Genomic DNA, 18,112 nt, shown 5'->3' on the forward strand with positions numbered 1-18,112 from the left:
CGTGGGGGCCGTCTCACGAAGGAGTAATCCCATGCGATCCACCAAGCGTTCCGCCCTCGCCGCATTCGCCCTGCTGGGCACCGCCGCCCTCGGCCTCACCGCCTGCTCGAGCGGAAGCGGCTCGACCACCGCCGCCAGCGACGCGGCGACCGAGATGTCGACCCCGATGGCCACCTCGTCGGCTTCCGCCTCCTCGACCCCCATGGCGACCATGGACCCGGCCGCGAACCTCGTCGGCCCCGGCTGTGCCGCCTACGCCGAGCAGGTCCCGGACGGCGCCGGCTCGGTCGAGGGCATGTCGCTCGACCCCGTCGCGACCGCCGCGTCGAACAACCCGCTGCTCACCACCCTGACCGCTGCGGTCTCCGGTGGCCTCAACCCCGACGTCAACCTCGTCGACACGCTGAACAGCGGCGAGTTCACCGTCTTCGCCCCGGTCGACGACGCGTTCGCCAAGCTCGACGCCGCGACCGTCGACTCCCTCAAGACCCCCGAGGGCGCCGCCACGCTGTCCTCGATCCTGACCTACCACGTCGTCCCCGGCCAGATCGCCCCTGACGCGATCGCTGGCGACCACGCCACCGTCCAGGGTGGCAACCTCACCGTCACCGGTTCCGGCGACGACCTGAAGGTCAACGACGCGTCCGTCATCTGCGGTGGCGTCCAGACCGCCAACGCGACCGTCTACCTCATCGACACCGTGCTGACCCCCCCGGCCAGCTAATTCCCCTCACCGGCTCCGGCCGGTGAACACGCCGAAGGGCGGGCACCTCGCGGTGTCCGCCCTTCGGCGTTCGTGCGTGCAGAAGCCCTCCGCGAAGCCAGGCACTGCAGAGTCGTCCAGCACAGAGTCGTCCAGCACAGAGTCGTCCAGCACAGAGTCGTCCAGCACAGAGCCGTCCAGCACAGAGTCGCGCAACGCAGCGCCGCCCCACGGGAGGCCGCACAGCGCGGAGCCCTGCGCAGTGCGGCGTCGGAGGGTCACCACGACCCGGCACTCGCCGTCACGCCGCACCACAGCACCCACCACGAAAGACGACGAGGCGCGGACCCCGATGCAGGGGTCCGCGCCTCGTCGTCGTGCGGTCGGCAGCTACTCGGCCGGGGCGCTGATCTCGCGCAGGACGCGGTCGCCGGGGCGGGCCTCGATCATCTCGGCCTCGATCTCGGCCCGGTCGAGCAGCTCCTCCATGCGGCGGCGGCGGTTGCGCGTGATGAGCGTCACGACCGTGCCCGTCTTGCCCGCGCGGCCGGTACGGCCGGAGCGGTGGAGGTAGGTCTTGTACTCGTCGGGAGCGTCGGCCTGGATCACCAGGTCGATGTCGTCGACGTGGATGCCGCGCGCGGCCACATCGGTCGCGACCAGCACGTCCACGCGTCCGCTGGTGAGCAGTGCGAGGTTGCGGGTGCGGCGCGACTGGTTGAGGTCGCCGTGGAGGCTCGTCGCGGGGATGTCCGCGTGGTCGAGCTGCTCCGCGAGCTGCTCCGCGAACGCGCGGGTCCGGGCGAAGATCAGCGTCTTGCCCTGGCGGGCGGCGAGCTGCTCGATGATCTCGGCCTTGTCGCGGTGCTCGATCAGGAGCACGCGGTGGTCGATGGTCGAGGACGCCTGGTCCTCGCCGGCGACCTCGTGGACGCTCGGCTCGACCAGGAACTCGTCGACGAGCGTCGCGACGCCCTTGTCGAGCGTGGCCGAGAACAGCAGCCGCTGGCCGCCGTCGGCGGTCTGGCGGAGGATGCGCTGCACCGGCTCGAGGAAGCCGAGGTCGCACATGTGGTCGGCCTCGTCGAGCACCGTGATGGTGATGTTCGAGAGGTCGAGGCGCCCCTGCTCGACGAGGTCCTCGAGGCGGCCCGGCGTCGCGATGACGATGTCGACTCCGCGCTGGAGGGCTCCGACCTGCTTGTACTGGGGGACGCCGCCGTAGATGGTCGTCGTGAACAGGCCGACGGAGCGGGCGATCGGCTGGATGGTCCGGTCGATCTGCATGGCGAGCTCGCGGGTCGGCGCGAGGATGAGCGCGCGCGGAGCGCGGCCCGGCTTGCGGCCCTTCGCTCCGTTGTTCTCCATCAGGCGCTCGACGACGGGGGCGCCGAAGGCGATGGTCTTGCCGGAGCCGGTCTTGCCGCGTCCGAGGACGTCTTTGCCGGCGAGCACCTCGGGGATGGTCGCGGCCTGGATCGGGAACGGCGCGGCCGCTCCGAGCTCGGTCAGCATCCGGACGATGTTCCCGCCCAGGCCGAGGTCGCCGAAGGTGACGCCCTCGACGTCGACGGCGAGCGTGGCCGTCGCCTCGAGGCGCTCGAGCACGACGTCGTCGGCCTGGTGCGGCGCGCGGGCGTCGCGGCTGGGGTAGAAGTCCGAGCCGGAGTCGCGGCGCGAGGGCCGGGAGTCGCGGTCGAACGAGCGGGTCGGGCGGTCGCCGCGGTCGTGGCCGCGCGAGGGACGCGCATCCCGGTCGAAGGAGCGGGCCGGGCGGTCGCTGCGGTCGAACGAGCGAGCCGGACGGTCGCTGCGGTCGTAGCCGCGCGAGGGGCGCTCGTCGCGGTCGCCGGTGCGGGCCGGACGGTCGTCGCGTCCGTAGGAGCGGGCCGGACGATCGTCGCGGTCGTTCGAACGGGCCGGACGCGCGTCACGGTCGAAGGAACGGACCGGGCGGTCGCTCCGGTCGAAGGAACGCGCCGGACGCTCGTCGCGTCCGTAGGAGCGGGCCGGACGATCGTCGCGGTCGTTCGAGCGGGCCGGACGCGCGTCACGGTCGAAGGAACGGGCCGGGCGGTCGCTCCGGTCGAAGGAACGCGCCGGACGCTCATCGCGCCCGTAGGAACGCGCCGGACGATCGTCGCGATCGTTCGAGCGGGCCGGACGGTCGTCGCGATCGTTCGAGCGGGCCGGGCGTGCGTCGCGGTCGTACCCGCGGACCGGACGCTCGTCACGGTCGTTCGAGCGCGCCGGACGCGCGTCGCGGTCGTAGCCGCGCGAGGGCCGCTCGTCGCGGTCGTTCCCGCGGGCGGGCCGATCGGCGCGCTCGGTGGCCCGCTCGGCGCGCTCGTCGGCGTTCCAGCGCGCCTTCTTGGGGGCGTTCTCGTCGACGGCGCGGAATCCGCGGTGGCCCTCGCTGCGCGAGCCCGGCTTGGCGCCGGGGAAGCGCGAGCGGCCGCCGAGTTGGGACTTGCCGCTCGAGGCGCCGAAGCGGTTGGGCTCGAAGTTCTTGGCCGGACGTCCGCCGGCGGGCTTCTTGTTCTTGGGCATGGCAGTTCTTCCTGGGTTCAGGTCGTGCGCGAGGAGGCGACGCCGGAGGAGCCCCGTCGTGAGGGGCGTCCGTGCGCTGGACTGCTGCGGGGCAGCAGGGGGAGAACCCGGGCGAGTCATTGACCGGGGCCGATTCACACATGTGATTCGTCTCACGACGACTGTCGGAGACTCGGCCCACTTGACTAACAAACCCATCCGCACGAGAACGCACGGTGTCAAGAGCCGACCGAGTGAGTCTACACGCGGCCCCTGAGCCTGGCTAGGGCGGGGAGACGTGCGGCCAGGAGCCGCTCAGGTCGGGAGCCGCGAAGCCCGGGAGTCGTGCACCTCCGCAACCGGTCCCCCGCGGAGTCGCCCCGCATACAGCCCCCCCGGCCCCGAGCCGCAGCACGATCGACGCGCGCCCGCGCGCAACGACCGCCTGTCCGCTACTGCGACGCCCGCCGGGCCCGGTACGCGGCCACGTTCGCGCGATTGCCGCAGTTGCCCGTGTCGCAGTAGCGCTTCGAGCGGTTGCGGGAGAAGTCCACGAGCACCGCCTCGCAGTCCTCCGCCGCGCAGACGCGGATCCGCTCGCGCTCGTCGCCGCGGATCACGTCGACGAACGCCATGGCGGCCTCGACCAGGATGCGCGTGGCGAGCGGGCTCTCGTCGCGCGTCGCGTGGAGGTGCCAGCCGTAGGGTCCGTGCCGGACCAGCTGCGGGAGCGCGCGGCCGGAGTCGAGCATCCCGTTGACGACGGGGACGAGGTCCTCCTCGGCCCGCGTGAGCCAGAGGGTGCGGAGGGAGGAGCGGATCGACTGCACGGCCTCCAGCTCCTCGGTCGATCCGTCGCGGCTGCCCGTGTACCGGTTCTCGAGGAGGAAGTCGTCCAGCTGCTCGATCGTCGCCATCTCGTCCTCGCCGGACGGCGACAGCTCGGGGAGCGTGTTGACGAGGGTGGCGGTGGAGGTCAGTGACGCCTCGACGTCATAGGCGAACACCATGTTGACTCCTGACAGTGCGGCTCAGTAGTGTGCGATCAGCTCGCTGTCACGAGTGTAATCCTTTTGACTCCTGAAGGAGCCGACCATGACCGCCGAGAGCACCGCCGCCGTCACCCTCCCCGCCGCGAGCGCGCCCGCGCCTGCACGGCGCCTCGGCTCGGGCCTCGTCGCGGCGCTGGCCGCGTCGGCGGCGTTCGGTCTGGGCGGGCCGTTCGTGAAGCCGCTCCTCGAGGCGGGCTGGACGCCGGCGTCCGCGGTCCTCTGGCGCGCGGGCGGCGCCGCCCTGATCCTCGCGATCCCGGCGGTCCTGTCCCTCCGCGGCCGTTGGCCCGTGCTCCGCCGCAACCTCGGCACGATCGCCCTCTACGGAGTCTTCGCCGTGATCGCCGCGCAGCTCTGCTTCTACAGCGCGATCGAGCACATGTCGGTCGGCGTCGCCCTGCTGATCGAGTACCTCGCGCCGGTGTTCCTCGTCCTCCTCGCCTGGGCGCGCACGCGCCGGCACCCCGGCCGCTTCACCCTCGCCGGCTCCGCGCTCGCGCTCGGCGGCCTGGTGCTCGTGCTCGACCTGTCCGGCGAGTCGACCCCCGAGCTGGTCGGCATCGCCTGGGCGCTGACCGCCTCGCTCGGCCTGTGCGTCTACTACGTCATCGCCGGCCGGGTGGATCCGGAGCTGCCGCCGATCGCGCTCACGGCGGGGGCGATGACGGTCGGCGCCGCGATCCTGCTGGCACTCGGGGCGCTCCGCGTCACACCGCTGCGCGCGACCTTCGGAGAGGTGGTGTTCGTCGGAGCGGAGGTCAGCTGGCTCCTCCCCGCGGGCGTGATCCTCGGCATGTCGACGGTGCTGGCGTATCTGCTCGGGATCGAGGGCGGACGCCGTCTCGGCACGCGGATCGCCTCCTTCGTCGGCCTGACGGAGGTGCTGTTCTCGATCGCGGCCGCGTGGCTGATCCTCGGCGAGCTGCCCGCGCCGATCCAGTTCGGCGGCGGCGCGCTGATCCTCGCGGGGGTCGTCCTGGTCCGGCTGCAGCGCGAGCCCGGCACCCCCTGATCGCGGGGGTGCCGCATCCGGGGCGCCGGGCACCCCGTACGCTGATCGCACTCATGCGCGAGCCCACCCGATCCCCGCGACGCGTCGCCGCGGTCCTGGCCGCCCTCGCACTCCTCCTCTCGGGCTGCGCGAGCACCACTCCCGTCTCGGAGCCGGTGGCGCAGGCGCTCGGAGCGGCACCCGCACCCGACTGGTCCGGCGTGAGCGTGACGGCCGACGTCGTCTACGACGCGAGCACCGGGCAGAGCGCCGACGTCTGCTCCTCCCCTGCCCCGTCGGCGGAGCCGCGGCCCGCCGTCCTCGTCGTGCACGGCGGCAGCTGGGCCCGTGGAGGCAAGGCCGACGCGAACTGGCGCCCGATCTGCCAGTGGCTCGGATCGGAGGGGTTCGTCGCCGTCTCGGTCGACTACCGCCTCGCGCCCGCCGCCGTGTTCCCCGCGCAGCTCGACGATGTGACGGCCGCCCTCGACTGGCTGCTCGAGCCGGAGCAGACCGCGCGCTTCGGCATCGATCCGGAGCGGGTGGCGGCCTTCGGCGGCTCGGCCGGCGGCAACCTCGCCTCTCTGCTCGGCACGCTGCCGTCGACCTCGTCGCGCCTGGCCGCCGTGGTCGAGCTGAGCGGTCCCTCCGATCTCAGCGCCGCCGGCCTCGCCGACGACGACCCGGTTGTCGGAGTCGCGGCCGCCGTGCGCAGCTACCTCGACTGCGCGGACCTCGCCTCCTGCCCCGCTGCGACCGCCGCCTCGCCCCTCGCGCAGGTGGACGGCTCCGAGCCGCCGTTCCTCATCGCGCACGCGGCGCACGAGCGGGTCGCGCTCAGCCAGTCGACCCGCTTCGCGGAGGCGCTGCGCGGAGCGGGCTCGAGCGTCGACCTCCTCGTCCTCCCCGGCTCGCTGCACTCGATCGCGCTCCTCGACGACGCTCTGCGTGCTCGGGTCGTCGAGTTCCTCCGCGCCCACCTGGGCTCGTGAGCGGAGTCGTCGTCCGCCTCGAGGACGCAGCCGGAGCGGAGGGCCTCCTCGCCGCGGTCCCGCCCCCGCACGCCCGCGTCCTGGTCGCCCGGATCGACGGGGCGGCGTCCGGCGTGCTGGTGCTCGCTCCCGGCCCGGACGACTTCGCCGAGGTGCTGGAGCTCGTGGTCGCCTCCGTCCACCGGCGCACGGGAGTCGCCCGACGGCTCGTCGCGGCGGCGGAGTCGTGGGCGCGGGTGCAGCGGATCCGCACGTTGCGCCTGGCCGCCGCGCCGGAGCTCGCCGCAGCGGCCGAGGCGCTCGGCTTCACGGCGATCGACGGCTTCGGAGCCCACGTCGGCGACGACGCGGTGCTCTGCTTCGCGCGTCCGGTCTGAGCAGCGCCCGCTCCGAGGCGAGCCGGGTCCGAGGAGCCCGGACCGAGGGGCCGGGTCCGAGGAGCCCGGCCCGAGGGCCCGTCCGGTCGGAGGCCGACACGGCAGGACGCCCGCTCCGATCCGAGTGCCGCTCCCGGGAGGCGGCCCCGCCCTCGTCCGGCGCGCACCCCCGCCGTCAGTCGATCGAGCAGCCCGGCTCGTCCGACAGCGCCCGCTGGATCCGGGCGCGGTGCTCGTCCGACATCGGCGGCAGCGCGTCGGGCGCGAACCAGCCGACCTCGGTCGACTCGTCGTCCGCGACGTGGGCCTCCCCCGAGATCCAGCGGCAGCGCACCACGTGGTCGAGGTACTGCGAGCGGTCCCCGTTGGGGTACTGCATCGGCGGGAGGGTGTGCACCTGCACGAGGCGCTCGACCTCGATCTCGACACCCGCCTCCTCCTGCGCCTCGCGGCGGGCGGTCCCGGCGACGGTCTCGCCCGGGTCGATGATCCCGGTGACGGCCGTCCAGGCGCCGGTGTCGGCGCGCCGGACGAGCAGGACCTCGAGCGCCGGCTCCTCGCGGAGGATCACCGCGGTCACGCCGGTGAGCCAGAGCAGCTCGGTCCCGATCCGCTCGCGCAGTCGCAGCACGAAGTCGGGAGTCGCCATCAGTGCTCTTCGGGTCGGAAGTCGAACGCGACGATGCCGGCCGTGTCGACGAACGGCCCGACGAACTCCTTGAACGCGTCGTGCGCCGGATCCCAGTGCGCGGGGTCCTCGACGGCCGGCCGGCCCAGGTAGTAGTGCAGGTCGCCCTCGGACGAGAAGGTCAGCAGGAACGCGCGGTCGAAGCCCTCGCCCGCGCCCTCGATGCTCAGCTGCGGCCCGGTCTCGATGGACTCGATGTAGGGCCGTCCGTCGCGGACGCACTCGTCGGCCAGGGCGAGGAAGCGGCGGGTGACCTCGTCCGCCTCGGCGACCAGCGCCGTCGGGCGGAAGCGGATCAGGACGAGGTGCCGGAGCGTGCCCGGGCGGAAGTCGCGGGCGACGAAGCGCTCCGGACCGATCTCGTCGAGGACCGCGGTGGCGCGCTCCGGGCCGCTGCGCCAGCGCGAGCCGACCGTCTCGGCCGCATCCCTGATGTCCGTCATGCCGACGCCTTCCCGGCGCGGGCGGCACGCCGCCGCTCACGATACCCCTCGACCAGGTTGTAGACGACGGGCAGGACCACGAGGGTCAGCACCGTCGAGGACACCAGGCCGCCGATCACGACGATCGCCAGCGGCTGCGAGATGAAGCCGCCGTGGCCCGTGATCCCCAGCGCCATCGGCAGCAGGGCGAAGATCGTCGCGAGGGCGGTCATCAGGATGGGCCGGAGCCGCCGCTCGGTGCCGTGCAGCAGCGCCTCCCGCACCGGCATCCCGCGGTCGCGGTACTGGTTCACCAGGTCCACGAGCACGATCGCGTTCGTGACGACGATGCCGATCAGCATCAGCACGCCGATCAGGGACGGCACGCCCAGCGGCACGCCGGTGATCACCTGCAGGAGGATCGCGCCGGTCGCCGCGAACGGCACCGACACGAGCAGGAGCAGCGGCTGCAGGAGCGAGCGGAACGTCGCCACCATCACGACGTAGACGATCAGGATCGCGACCAGCAGCGCGATGCCCAGCTGCGAGAACGCGTCGGCCTGGTCGGCGGTCACTCCGCCGAGGGAGGCGTCGACACCGGCCGGAAGCGCCGTCGCGTCGATCGCGTTCTGCACGGCGACGTTGGCCGAGGCGAGGTCGTCGCCCTCCGGGGTGACGGTGATGGTCGCGGTGCGCTGCCCGCGCTCGGTGGTGATGCTCGCCGGACCGTCCGTCTGCTCGACCGCCGCGAGGGTGGAGAGCGCGACGGTGCCGGTGAGGGTCGGCACCTCGAGGTTCCGCAGCTCGTCCACGGTGGCCGGCGGCTGCCCGTCGGCCAGGTAGATCGAGAGGGTGCGGTCGTCGATCACGACGCTGCCGACCTGGCTGGGCTGGAGCGCCTGGCTGACGATCGTGCCCACGGCGACCTCGCTGAGACCCGCCCGGGCCGCGGCGTCGCGGTCGACCCGCACCGCGATGTAGGGCAGCGAGGAGGAGAGGTTGCTCTCGGCCTGGCTGATCCCGTCGGTCCCGCGCAGGGCCTCGAGGAGCTGGTCGCTCGCGCTCTGGAGGTCGCTCTGCGAGGCGGTCGAGAGGTCGACCTCGATGTCCGAGGAGGCGCCGAAGCCGGAGGAGGCGGCGACGCTGATGTCCTCGGCCGAGGCGACGCCCGACAGCGCGTCGCGGACGTCCGCCTGCACGGCCTCCTGGTCGGCCGACTCATCGGTGGTGACGGAGTAGCGGATCGAGGTGCCGCCGCCTCCTCCCCCGCCGAACGCGCTCTGCAGACCGCCGGAGGAGCCGACGGTGAGCTGGACGGTCTCGACGCCGCCGACGCCGAGGATCGCCGTGCTCGCCTGCTGCGCCGTCGCGTCCTGCGCGTCGAGGCTCTGGCCGACGGGGACCGTCTGTGTGACGGTGAAGGTGTCCTGCCCGCTGGAGCCGAGGAAGTTCGTCTTCATCAGCGGGTACAGCGCACCGGTCCCGACGAGCACGAGCAGCGCGAGGAGGACGGTGACGACCGAGTGCTTCAGCGTCCAGTGGATGATCGGGCCGTACACCGACTGCAGCCCGCGCGCCCGCCGGGGAGCGGCGTGGGCGCCGTGGTGCGGGGCCTCCTCGACCGGCGCGGCGGTGTCGGCCGGGACCCCCGAGGCGGGTGCCCCTCCGGCCGCCGCGCGCTCCTCCGCGAGCGCCGCCTGCGCGGCCTGGCGCACCGCCGGCCGCTTCGAGGGGCGGAGGAACCAGTAGGCGAGCACCGGCACGATCGTCAGCGCCACCACGAGGGAGGCGAGCAGGGCGATCGACACGGTCAGCGCGAAGGGCCGGAACAGCTCGCCCGTGGTGCCGCCGACGAACGAGATCGGCAGGAACACCGCGACCGTGGTGATCGTGGAGGCGGTGATCGCGCCGGCGACCTCGCGGACGGCGACCGCGATGGTCCGGGCCCGGTCCTCACCCGCGTCGAGGTGCCGCTTGATGTTCTCGATCACGACGATGGAGTCGTCGACCACACGGCCGATCGCGATGGTGAGCGCGCCGAGGGTCAGGATGTTGAGGGTGTAGCCGGCCGTCTGCAGGCCGATGAAGGTGATCAGCACCGAGGTCGGGATCGAGATGGCCGTGACCAGGGTCGAGCGCACCGACAGCAGGAACAGCAGGATCACCAGCACGGCGAAGACGAGGCCGAGCGCCCCCTCCTGCGCGAGCGACGCGATCGACTCCTGGATGTAGGGCGCCTGGTCGAAGACCGGGGTGAAGGCGGCGTTGTCGCCGATCGACTCCTCGAGGTCCGGGAGCAGCGCGGCCACGCCGGTCGACACATCGACGGTGTTCGCGGCCGGGAGCTTCGTGATCGAGAGGGTCAGGGCGGGCTGGCCGTTGACGCGCGAGATCGAGGTGACGGGGGCGTCGGTGACGGCGACGGTCGCGACGGAGCCGAGGGTGGTGACCGTCGGCTCCGCGGTCACGGCCGCGCCTCCCGCCGCCGCTCCGGCGTCGGAGCCGCCGGCGGAAGCCCCGGCACCCGCGGAGGCACCCGCGCCCGCTGACGCACCGGCGCCGCCCGCACCCGCGGAGGCACCTGCGGACGGCAGCAGGGGCAGCGCCGCGATCGCGTCGGTCGAGTCGAGCTTGACGCCCGACTGCACCGAGAAGGTCGACCCGTCCTGGGTGATCTGTCCGCCCGCGACGAGCACGCCGTTCTGCTGCAGGGCCGAGCGGATGTCGCCGGTCGAGAGGCCGGCCGCGGCGAGCGCCGCGTCGTCGGGAGTGATCGTGACGCGCTGGGCGGTCTCGCCGACGAGCGCCGCCTCGCGCACGCCCTCGACCTTCTCCAGGTCCGGGATGACCGTGGTGCGCAGGCGCTCGGCCAGCGCGTCCGCGTCGCCGTCGCTCGACACGGCGAGCTGCAGCACCGGCAGGTCGTCGAGGGAGCCGGTGACCACCTGCGGGTCGACGCCGTCCGGGAGCGTGCTCTTGATCCGGTTGATCGCCTGCAGGATCTTCTGCTCGGCGGTGGCGAGATCGGTGCCGTAGGTGAAGGACGCCGAGATGAGGGAGGAGTCCGTGGAGGACGTCGCGCTGGTCGTCTCGAGCCCCGGCACCCCCTGGATGGCGGTCTCGATCGGCGTCGAGACGTCGTCGTTGACCACCTCCGGAGCGGCGCCCGGGTAGGACGTGACGACGGCGAGCTGCGGGAAGGAGATCGACGGCGCGAGCTCCTGCTTGAGCCCGGTCAGGGCGACTCCGCCGAAGACGGCGATGACGACGGTGACGAGCGCGATGAGCGCCCGGTTCTTCATGCTGAGGACCGCGAGGAGATGCACCCTCCGAGTCTTCCATCAGCCGACTGAGTGTTGGGAGGGACGCGGCGTTCCGGGGCGCGCGACGGGGCGACCCGCGCCACCGGCCGGCCCGGACGCCCTCAGCCCAGGCGGACCTCCGCCGTCGACGACCCGACAGTGAGGCTCACTGCAGCGCCCGCCCCCGCGCTCGAGAGCGCGAAGTCCCCGGCGAAGGCCCGGACTCCGACGCGCCCCTCGGCGTCCGTCCGGAGCACCGTCGGCTCGAGCCACCAGTCCCCGCGGATCCGCGAGCGCAGCGCCTCAAAGGCCGGCTTCGGGCTCCCGTCGCGGCGGAGGAACCCGCCCGGCGCTCCGAGCCAGGCTCCGGCGTCGTCGAAGCCCCAGTAGGTGATCGCCTCGACCGCCGGATGCGCGACCAACGTCTCGTAGTGCCGCACCATCTCGTCCGCCTGCCGTGCCTCCCCCTCCGGAGTGGTCGGCCAGTCCTCGACCACGTGGTCGTTGAGGTCCTCGATCTCGGCGGGCATCAGCTCGCCCGAGACGAGGGTGGTCTCGGTCCAGTGCAGCGGCAGACCGAAGCGCGCGAACCTGTCGCAGATCGCCGTGATCTGCTCCTCCCCACGGAACCCCTGGTGCATGTGCGACTGCAGGCCGATCGCATCGGGCCGGATCCCGGCCTCGAGCACGTCCTCGATCAGCCGCTCGTACTCGGGCCCGAGGTCGAAGTCGTTCAGCACGAGCACCGGTCCGGTGCCGACGCTGCGCGCCTCCGAGAAGGCCAGCTCGACCATGCCGACGCGTCCCTTCTCGCGGGCGAGGCGGGTGACGGCGTTCGTCACGCCGTCCGGCTCGTTCGCGAAGCGCGGCATGATGACGACCTCGTTGATCGCGTCCCAGGTGTCGATCAGCTCGGCGAAGGCGCCCACCTCCCGGCGGATGCGCGCGCGGAGGAGCTGCTCGGCCTCGTCCAGCGGCAGCGCGTCGAGCCACTCCGGCTTCACGTAGTGCCAGACCAGCGGGTGCCCCTTCAGCCGGACGCCGTCCGCGGCGAGCGCGCGCGCCTCGGCGAGCACCTCCTCCGTCGCGGTGCGGCCGCGCTCCGGCTCGAAGCGGCCCCAGTAGACGGGGAGCGTCGCCGTGTCGAACAGGTCGAGCCAGAGCCGGCGCTCCTCGGCGCGCGCGGGGTCGGTGCTCGGCGGAGTGCAGCCGAAGGCGAAGGCGTGGCGGCGCTGCTCGACCGTCACGTCGGCGTGGGCGAGCGGAGCGCCGTCGGCACCGAGGACGGTGACGAGGGCGTCGGCGAGACGGGGGCTGAAGTCGGTCATGCGGGGCCTCTCAGGCGGGGTGGCGCTCGTCGAGCGCCGTGTACTCGGATCGGGTGAGCGGGAGGACCGCTCCGTGCTTGGTGTCCTCGGGCAGGTCGAACTCCTCCGCGAGCTCCCAGCGGCCCGAGGCCGGGTCGGTGCTCGTGTAGGCGCGGTAGCCGTAGGGGCGGAGGGCGTACTGGTCGACCCAGAGCGACCAGCGCTCCTCGCGGTGGTGCCGGAAGACCAGCGGCCCCTCGATGCTCGGGCCGAGCTCCTGCCCGATCCCCCGGGCGACGGTGGTGAAGTCGTCCGCGAGGAGGGAGGAGCCGACCTGCTGGAACACCTGCATCGTGTCGGGGGCCTCGTCGTGCTGCTTGGCGAAACGGTGGACGGCCGTGCCCTCGATCAGCAGCGTCATGTCGATCACTCCGCCGGGCAGCCGCAGGTAGGTCTCGGGCTCGGTGAACGTGCGGAAGTCGCGCGTGCGGGAGAGCAGGATGCGGCTGTCGCCCGTCTCGCCGGAGGCGGGGTCGCCGTCCTCGGCCAGCCCGGAGGACCAGTGCACGAGGAAGTCGCCCGAGACCGGGTCGTAGACCGACTCCGGCGCCCAGGCCATGCCCGCGCCCTCGGGAGCGACGGCGACCGCGCGCGGCTCGGACCACCCGAGGAGGTCCGTGGAGTCCCAGACCACGAGGTCGCGGCTCCCCCGGTGCCGGTAGAGGTCCCAGTCCGGGCCCTCGGGCCGCCAGACGCGGAGGTCGGTGGCGACGAGGTGGAAGCTCCGCGGCCCGCGGACGATGTGGGGGTCGCGGACGCCGCCCGTGCCGCCGGTCCACTCCAGCACCGGCCCGAGCGCGCGCCAGCGCAGCGGATCGTCGCCCCGGCTGAGCGAGAGGAAGATCTTCTCGCTGTGGCCGGTCCGGTCCTCCACGAAGTGGACCAGCAGGTAGCCGTACCCGTCGCTCATGAGAGAACGATCTCACGCGCCCGGCGGGCACTCCACCTCAGACCACGTCGGCGAGGTACCCCGGGTCGGCCGCCGGGTGCCGGGCGACCTGCGCCCACGCCGTCGCGAGCGCCTCCACGGCCCGGTCGGTCGCCTCGGGCGAGTAGCCGATCGGGATGCGGAGGAACCGCTCGAAGGCGCCGTCGATCCCGAAGCGCGGGCCCGCGGTGATCAGCAGGCCCGCCGTCCGGGCGGCGAGCGCCAGCTGCGAGCTCGCCGGCCGGCCCAGGCCCACCCAGGTGGAGAGACCGCCCGAGACCCGCGGCACGCTCCACTCCGGGATCGCGCGCGCCAGGGCCGCCTCGAGGTGGTCGCGGCCCGCGCGCAGCTGCGAGCGCCGCAGCTCCAGCACGCCGTCCATCCGGCCGAGCATGTCCGCGACCAGGAGCTGCTCCAGGATCGGCGTGCCGAGGTCGCTCGCCGAGCGCGCCAGCGCCAGCTTGCGGATCACCGCTCGCTCGGCGCGGATCCAGCCGATCCGGATGCCGCCCCACAGCGTCTTGCCGACGGAGCCGATCGAGAGCACCGTCCCCTCGGGCCCGTAGGCGGCGAACGGCAGCGGCGTCATCCGCCGGTCGATGTCGAGCTCGGCCGTCGTCTCGTCGGCGATGATCAGGGTCCCCTGCCGGGCCGCGGCGGCGATCGCCCGCTCCCGCAGCTCGGGGGCCATGGAGCGGCCGGTCGGGTTGTGGAAGTCGGGCATCAGGTAGGCCAGGCTCGGGCTCGTGCCGCGCAGCGCGGCGATCAGGCCCTCTCCGTCCCAGCCGTCCGCCCCGTCGACGTTCACCGGCACGAGCCGCGCGCCGGCCAGCCGGAGGGCCTCGTAGGCGTGCGGGTAGGTCGGGGCCTCGATCAGCGCCCGGTCACCCCGCGCGAGCAGGGTGCGGGCGACGAGCGCGATCGCGTGCTGCGCGCCGATGGTCACCATGATCTGGCCGGGCTCGGTGCGCAGACCCCGCGCGGTGTAGCGCTCGGCGATCGCGCGGCGCAGCACCGGCAGGCCGACGGTGTCGTAGGAGCCGGAGTCGAAGTGCTCGGGGGCCGCCTGCGCCGCGCGGGTGTACGCCTCGGCCAGCTCGGGAACGGCGGGCAGGGCCGCCTTCGTGAAGTCGAGGAAGTCCGGCGCGAGCGAGGGCACCGCGTGCACGGCCGCTCCCGGCAGGCGGGTGACGCTGCCGGAGCCGCGCACGCTGACGAGGTAGCCGCTGTCGCGCAGCTCGCGGTACGCGGCGGCCACGGTCGTGCGGCTGACGCCGAGGCGGGCCGAGAGCTCGCGCTCGGCGGGCAGGCGGCTGCCCGCGGGGATGCGGCCGTCGATCCCGAGGAGGCGGATCCGATCGGCCAGCGCGAGGTAGGCGGGCCGGGTGCCGCGCTGCTCGCGCCAGTCGCCGAGGAGGGTCTGCAGGGCGCGCGCGCCGAAGTGGACATCAGCCATGCGTCCAAGGTAGCCGGATTGGACCGCGCGAAGAAGGCCAATGTCGCGCTGTGATGAGTCCATGACCCTCACCGCTCCCGTTGCCGCCGCCGCTCCCCCAGCGGGCCAGTGGCGCCTCCGACCCGTGCCGCGCCTGCTGGTGGGCCTGATCCTCTACGGATTCGCCGACGCGATGATGATCCGCGCGGCGATCGGCGTGGACCCGTGGACCGTCTTCGCCCAGGGGGTCGCGCACCAGACCGGGCTCGGGATCGGACTGCTCACGAACGTGATCGGCCTGCTCGTCCTGCTGCTGTGGATCCCCCTCCGACAGCGGCCCGGTCTCGGCACCGTGCTGAACGTGCTCGTGGTCGGCACGATGATCGACGTCGGACTGCGTGTGCTGGCGACGCCGGAGGAGTGGTGGGCCCGCGGCCTGCTCTTCGCAGGCGGTCTCGTTCTGCTGGCGGTCGCGAGCGGGATCTACATCGGCGCCCACCTCGGTCCGGGGCCCCGCGACGGACTGATGCTGGGCCTGCACACCCGCACGGGCCTGCCGATCTGGGTGGCGCGCTCGGGCGTCGAGCTCACGGTGCTGCTCATCGGCTGGGCCCTCGGCGGCGACGCCGGCCTCGGCACCCTCCTCTTCGCGGTGCTGATCGGGCCGCTCTGCTCGGTGACCCTGCCTCTGCTCGGGGTGCGGAGGCACTGACCCGCGGACGACGGAGGCCCCGCCTCCCGGACCGGTTCCGGGAGGCGGGGCCTTCGCGATCGGATCGGCTAGCGCTTGGCCGCGATCTCCGCACGCATCCGCGACGCCTCGTCGGAGTCCTGGATCGAGGCGATCCCCTCGGTGATCGAGGTGCCCGACGCGGGGGCCTCGTGCTCGTCCGCTCCGAGCGTGGTCTCGTCGAAGGGCGAGCGCCCGCCGAGGACCTCGCGGACCTGCACCATGTCGATCTGCTTGGTCCAGGTGCCCACGAGAAGGGTGGCGACCGCGTTGCCGGTGAAGTTGGTGACCGCGCGGGCCTCGGACATGAAGCGGTCGATGCCGACGATCACGCCGACGCCGTTGACCAGGTCGGGGCGGAAGGACTGGAGGCCGCCGGCCAGCGTGGCCAGGCCCGCTCCGGTGACGCCCGCGGCGCCCTTCGAGGCGATCATCATGAAGAGGAGGAGGCCGATCTGCTCCGGGATCGACATCGGCGCTCCGGTGGCCGAGGCGATGAACAGCGACGCCATCGTGAGGTAGATCGCCGTGCCGTCGAGGTTGAAGGAGTAGCCGGTGGGCACGGTGATGCCGACGACGGGCTTGGAGACGCCGAGGTGCTCCATCTTCGCGATCAGGCGGGGCAGCGCCGCCTCCGAGGAGGAGGTGCCGACGATGAGCAGGTACTCGCGGGCCAGGTACTTCATCAGCGAGAAGATGCTGACGCCGGTCACCAGGCGCAGCAGCAGGCCGAGGACGACGACCACGAAGATCGCGCAGGTGATGTAGAAGCCGATCATCAGGGTGGCGAGAGCGACGACCGCTCCCCAGCCGGTCTTGCCGACGACCGCGGCGATGGCGCCGAACGCGCCGATCGGGGCGACCCAGAGCACCATCGAGAGGATGCGGAAGACCAGGACCTGGAGCTGCTTGATCGCTCCGAGGATCGGCTGGCCCTTGGCGCCCATCTTCTGCAGCGCGAAGCCGACGAGCAGCGCGACGAAGAGGGTCTGCAGGATGCTGCCGTCCACGAGCGAGGAGAACAGCGAGACGGGGATGATCCCGAGGACGAAGTCGCTGGTGCTCTCGGCCTTGAGGTCGCTGGTGTCGTAGGTGGCGCTCGAGATGTCGAGGCCCTCGCCCGGGTGCAGGATGTTGCCGACGACGAGGCCGATCGCCAGGGCGAAGGTCGACATCACGATGAAGTAGCCCAGCGCGAGTCCGCCGACCTTGCCGACCGTGGCGGCCTTCGCGATGGAGCCGATGCCGATGACGATGGTGCAGAAGATGATCGGCGCGATCATCATCTTGATCAGTCCGACGAAGGCCTTGCCGACGGGCTCGAGCGTCGCCGCGAAGGCGGGAGCGACGAGTCCGACCACGACGCCGGCGACCACGGCGATGATGACGGCGATGTAGAGCCAGTGGTTCCGGTCGATGCGCCGCCGGGTCTTCGGAGGGGTGACCGCGGGGATCAGCCGGTCGGACGGCGTCTGAGGCGTCTTCGCCATGGGGGTGTCCTTCTCTTCGTCGAGGTGAGGGGGTAGGACGATGGTGGCCCCGCCTCCGGAGCCCGGCACGGTTGCGTTCATACTGTTCACGGCGGGGCGCCCCGAGCGCTCGCTCACGAGGGAGTGGCATGGTCAGGACGCAGAGCGCACGCGGACCGCGCGGCAGCATCGCCGCGCGCCTGTTCGCCGTGCAGCTGCTGAGCATCCTGCTGATCGCCGCGGCGGCCGTCGCGGTGCTGGCCCTCGACGCGCGGAGCCGGGCGGGCGACGAGGCCGCCCAGCGGAGCCTCGTCGTGGCGCGGACGGTGGCCGACAATCCGTTCGTCCTCGAGTCGACGGCCGGCGCGGATCCCTCCGCGAGCCTGCAGCCGTACGCCGAGGAGGTCATGCGGGACACCGGCGTCGACTTCCTCACGATCATGGCCCCCGACCGCACCCGGTACACCCACCGCGACCGCGACCGGATCGGCCTGCCGTTCCAGGGCACGATCGAGCCCGCGCTGGAGGGGCGGACCTTCACCGAGACGTACACCGGCACGCTCGGGCCCTCCGTCCGCGCCGTCGCGCCGATCGAGGACGCCGACGGCGCGGTCGTCGCGCTCGTGTCGGCGGGCGTCACGCTCTCGGCCGTGGACGCCTCCTTCGCCGCCCGCGTGCAGGTCGTCGCGTGGGGCGCGCTCGGTGCGGTCGCGCTCGGCGCGCTCGGCTCGTGGCTCCTCGCCCGCTACCTGCGGCGGGTCACGGGCGGGCGGGGCCCGGAGCAGATGAGCCAGGTCTTCGCCTACTACGAGTCCGTCCTGCACTCGGTGCGGGAGGGGCTGCTGCTGGTCGACGACCGCGGCCGGCTGGTGCTCGCCAACGACCACGCGCTGGAGCTGCTCGGGCTCGAGGGCGTGCGGACGCCGGTGCCGGTCGCCGAGCTCGACCTCCCCGTCGCCCTGCGCGAGCTGCTGCAGGACGACGAGCCCGTCTCGGACCGCCTGGTCGTGGCCCGGGAGCGGATCCTCGTGGTGAACGAGCGGCCCGCCGCCTCGGCGAGGAGCGTCTCGTCGAGAGCGCCGAGCGCCTCGACGACGGTCGCGACGAACAGGCCGCGCTTGCCGCCG

Annotated in this window: 15 protein-coding genes; 6 read left to right on the forward strand and 9 right to left on the reverse strand. The window is 73.1% G+C overall.

What is annotated here, in order from left to right; genetic code table 11:
* Positions 1 to 31 precede the first annotated feature (31 nt).
* On the forward strand, positions 32 to 724 hold the full coding sequence (locus tag C5C74_RS11565; RefSeq protein ID WP_104223824.1) for a fasciclin domain-containing protein: 693 nt from the start codon (positions 32 to 34) through the stop codon (positions 722 to 724).
* Positions 725 to 1,093: 369 nt separating this feature from the next.
* Here C5C74_RS11565 and C5C74_RS11575 read toward each other — a convergent pair whose 3' ends face one another.
* Positions 1,094 to 3,253 carry a DEAD/DEAH box helicase gene (locus C5C74_RS11575; protein ID WP_104351575.1) on the reverse strand — a complete coding sequence of 720 codons (2,160 nt, stop codon included), beginning with the start codon at positions 3,251 to 3,253 and terminating at the stop codon, positions 1,094 to 1,096.
* Positions 3,254 to 3,684: 431 nt separating this feature from the next.
* On the reverse strand, positions 3,685 to 4,242 hold the full coding sequence (locus tag C5C74_RS11580; RefSeq protein ID WP_104269364.1) for a CGNR zinc finger domain-containing protein: 558 nt from the start codon (positions 4,240 to 4,242) through the stop codon (positions 3,685 to 3,687).
* Positions 4,243 to 4,327: 85 nt separating this feature from the next.
* Between C5C74_RS11580 and C5C74_RS11585 the strand changes: the two genes are divergently transcribed.
* Genes C5C74_RS11585 through C5C74_RS11595 form a run of 3 tightly spaced genes read left to right on the forward strand, consistent with a single transcriptional unit; the run spans position 4,328 to position 6,644 of the window.
* A complete protein-coding gene (locus C5C74_RS11585; protein WP_104226175.1) occupies positions 4,328 to 5,296 on the forward strand; it encodes a DMT family transporter in 969 nt (322 codons plus the stop codon).
* Between the two features lie 53 nt (positions 5,297 to 5,349).
* Positions 5,350 to 6,267 carry an alpha/beta hydrolase gene (locus C5C74_RS11590; RefSeq protein WP_104351576.1) on the forward strand — a complete coding sequence of 306 codons (918 nt, stop codon included), beginning with the start codon at positions 5,350 to 5,352 and terminating at the stop codon, positions 6,265 to 6,267.
* Positions 6,264 to 6,644, forward strand: a complete 381-nt coding sequence (locus C5C74_RS11595) for a GNAT family N-acetyltransferase (protein WP_104351577.1) — start codon at positions 6,264 to 6,266, stop codon at positions 6,642 to 6,644. Before C5C74_RS11590 ends, C5C74_RS11595 begins: the two co-directional genes overlap by 4 nt.
* Before the next feature lie 175 nt (positions 6,645 to 6,819).
* Here the strand turns inward: C5C74_RS11595 and C5C74_RS11600 are convergent, their stop codons facing one another.
* The 6 genes from C5C74_RS11600 to C5C74_RS11625 all read right to left on the reverse strand — a co-directional run bounded on the left by C5C74_RS11600 (position 6,820) and on the right by C5C74_RS11625 (position 14,807).
* Positions 6,820 to 7,293: an NUDIX domain-containing protein gene (locus C5C74_RS11600; protein WP_104246894.1), complete on the reverse strand. Its 474-nt coding sequence runs from the start codon at positions 7,291 to 7,293 to the stop codon at positions 6,820 to 6,822.
* Positions 7,293 to 7,775 (reverse strand): Dabb family protein, encoded by a 483-nt coding sequence (locus tag C5C74_RS11605; protein ID WP_104249875.1) that lies wholly within the window; start codon positions 7,773 to 7,775, stop codon positions 7,293 to 7,295. The genes C5C74_RS11600 and C5C74_RS11605 overlap by 1 nt, the downstream gene beginning before the upstream one ends.
* On the reverse strand, positions 7,772 to 11,080 hold the full coding sequence (locus C5C74_RS11610; protein WP_104351578.1) for an efflux RND transporter permease subunit: 3,309 nt from the start codon (positions 11,078 to 11,080) through the stop codon (positions 7,772 to 7,774). Before C5C74_RS11610 ends, C5C74_RS11605 begins: the two co-directional genes overlap by 4 nt.
* A 98-nt stretch (positions 11,081 to 11,178) precedes the next feature.
* On the reverse strand, positions 11,179 to 12,384 hold the full coding sequence (locus C5C74_RS11615; RefSeq protein WP_104351579.1) for an endo-1,4-beta-xylanase: 1,206 nt from the start codon (positions 12,382 to 12,384) through the stop codon (positions 11,179 to 11,181).
* 10 nt (positions 12,385 to 12,394) lie between these two features.
* Entirely contained in the window at positions 12,395 to 13,333 is a 939-nt protein-coding gene (locus C5C74_RS11620; RefSeq protein ID WP_104351580.1) for a glycoside hydrolase family 43 protein, read from the reverse strand.
* A gap of 37 nt (positions 13,334 to 13,370) precedes the next feature.
* On the reverse strand, positions 13,371 to 14,807 hold the full coding sequence (locus tag C5C74_RS11625) for a PLP-dependent aminotransferase family protein (RefSeq protein ID WP_104257666.1): 1,437 nt from the start codon (positions 14,805 to 14,807) through the stop codon (positions 13,371 to 13,373).
* A 61-nt stretch (positions 14,808 to 14,868) separates the two neighbouring features.
* Here C5C74_RS11625 and C5C74_RS11630 point away from each other — a divergent pair, with 61 nt between their 5' ends.
* The gene (locus C5C74_RS11630; protein WP_374953113.1) at positions 14,869 to 15,498 is read left to right on the forward strand and encodes a YitT family protein; all 630 of its coding nucleotides are present in this window, start codon (positions 14,869 to 14,871) and stop codon (positions 15,496 to 15,498) included.
* A gap of 68 nt (positions 15,499 to 15,566) precedes the next feature.
* On the opposite strand, the gene C5C74_RS11635 is transcribed toward C5C74_RS11630, so the two are convergent.
* Positions 15,567 to 17,006 carry a cation:dicarboxylate symporter family transporter gene (locus tag C5C74_RS11635; protein WP_104223811.1) on the reverse strand — a complete coding sequence of 480 codons (1,440 nt, stop codon included), beginning with the start codon at positions 17,004 to 17,006 and terminating at the stop codon, positions 15,567 to 15,569.
* A gap of 128 nt (positions 17,007 to 17,134) precedes the next feature.
* Here C5C74_RS11635 and C5C74_RS11640 point away from each other — a divergent pair.
* On the forward strand, positions 17,135 to 18,112 hold a 978-nt coding region (locus C5C74_RS11640; RefSeq protein WP_146083065.1), incomplete at its 3' end, for a PAS domain-containing protein.

Source organism: Rathayibacter sp. AY1E8 (genome assembly GCF_002931415.1).
In the GTDB taxonomy this organism is placed as follows: domain Bacteria; phylum Actinomycetota; class Actinomycetes; order Actinomycetales; family Microbacteriaceae; genus Rathayibacter.

Bases quoted from the DNA above. Each gene is read 5' to 3' on its own strand.
- C5C74_RS11580 (WP_104269364.1), bottom strand. From the start codon at position 4,242: ATGGTGTTCGCCTATGACGTCGAGGCGTCACTGACCTCCACCGCCACC.
- C5C74_RS11585 (WP_104226175.1), top strand. From the start codon at position 4,328: ATGACCGCCGAGAGCACCGCCGCCGTCACCCTCCCCGCCGCGAGCGCG.
- C5C74_RS11620 (WP_104351580.1), bottom strand. From the start codon at position 13,333: ATGAGCGACGGGTACGGCTACCTGCTGGTCCACTTCGTGGAGGACCGG.
- C5C74_RS11635 (WP_104223811.1), bottom strand. From the start codon at position 17,006: ATGGCGAAGACGCCTCAGACGCCGTCCGACCGGCTGATCCCCGCGGTC.
- C5C74_RS11565 (WP_104223824.1), top strand. From the start codon at position 32: ATGCGATCCACCAAGCGTTCCGCCCTCGCCGCATTCGCCCTGCTGGGC.
- C5C74_RS11590 (WP_104351576.1), top strand. From the start codon at position 5,350: ATGCGCGAGCCCACCCGATCCCCGCGACGCGTCGCCGCGGTCCTGGCC.
- C5C74_RS11625 (WP_104257666.1), bottom strand. From the start codon at position 14,807: ATGGCTGATGTCCACTTCGGCGCGCGCGCCCTGCAGACCCTCCTCGGC.
- C5C74_RS11630 (WP_374953113.1), top strand. From the start codon at position 14,869: ATGACCCTCACCGCTCCCGTTGCCGCCGCCGCTCCCCCAGCGGGCCAG.
- C5C74_RS11615 (WP_104351579.1), bottom strand. From the start codon at position 12,384: ATGACCGACTTCAGCCCCCGTCTCGCCGACGCCCTCGTCACCGTCCTC.
- C5C74_RS11605 (WP_104249875.1), bottom strand. From the start codon at position 7,775: ATGACGGACATCAGGGATGCGGCCGAGACGGTCGGCTCGCGCTGGCGC.
- C5C74_RS11600 (WP_104246894.1), bottom strand. From the start codon at position 7,293: ATGGCGACTCCCGACTTCGTGCTGCGACTGCGCGAGCGGATCGGGACC.
- C5C74_RS11575 (WP_104351575.1), bottom strand. From the start codon at position 3,253: ATGCCCAAGAACAAGAAGCCCGCCGGCGGACGTCCGGCCAAGAACTTC.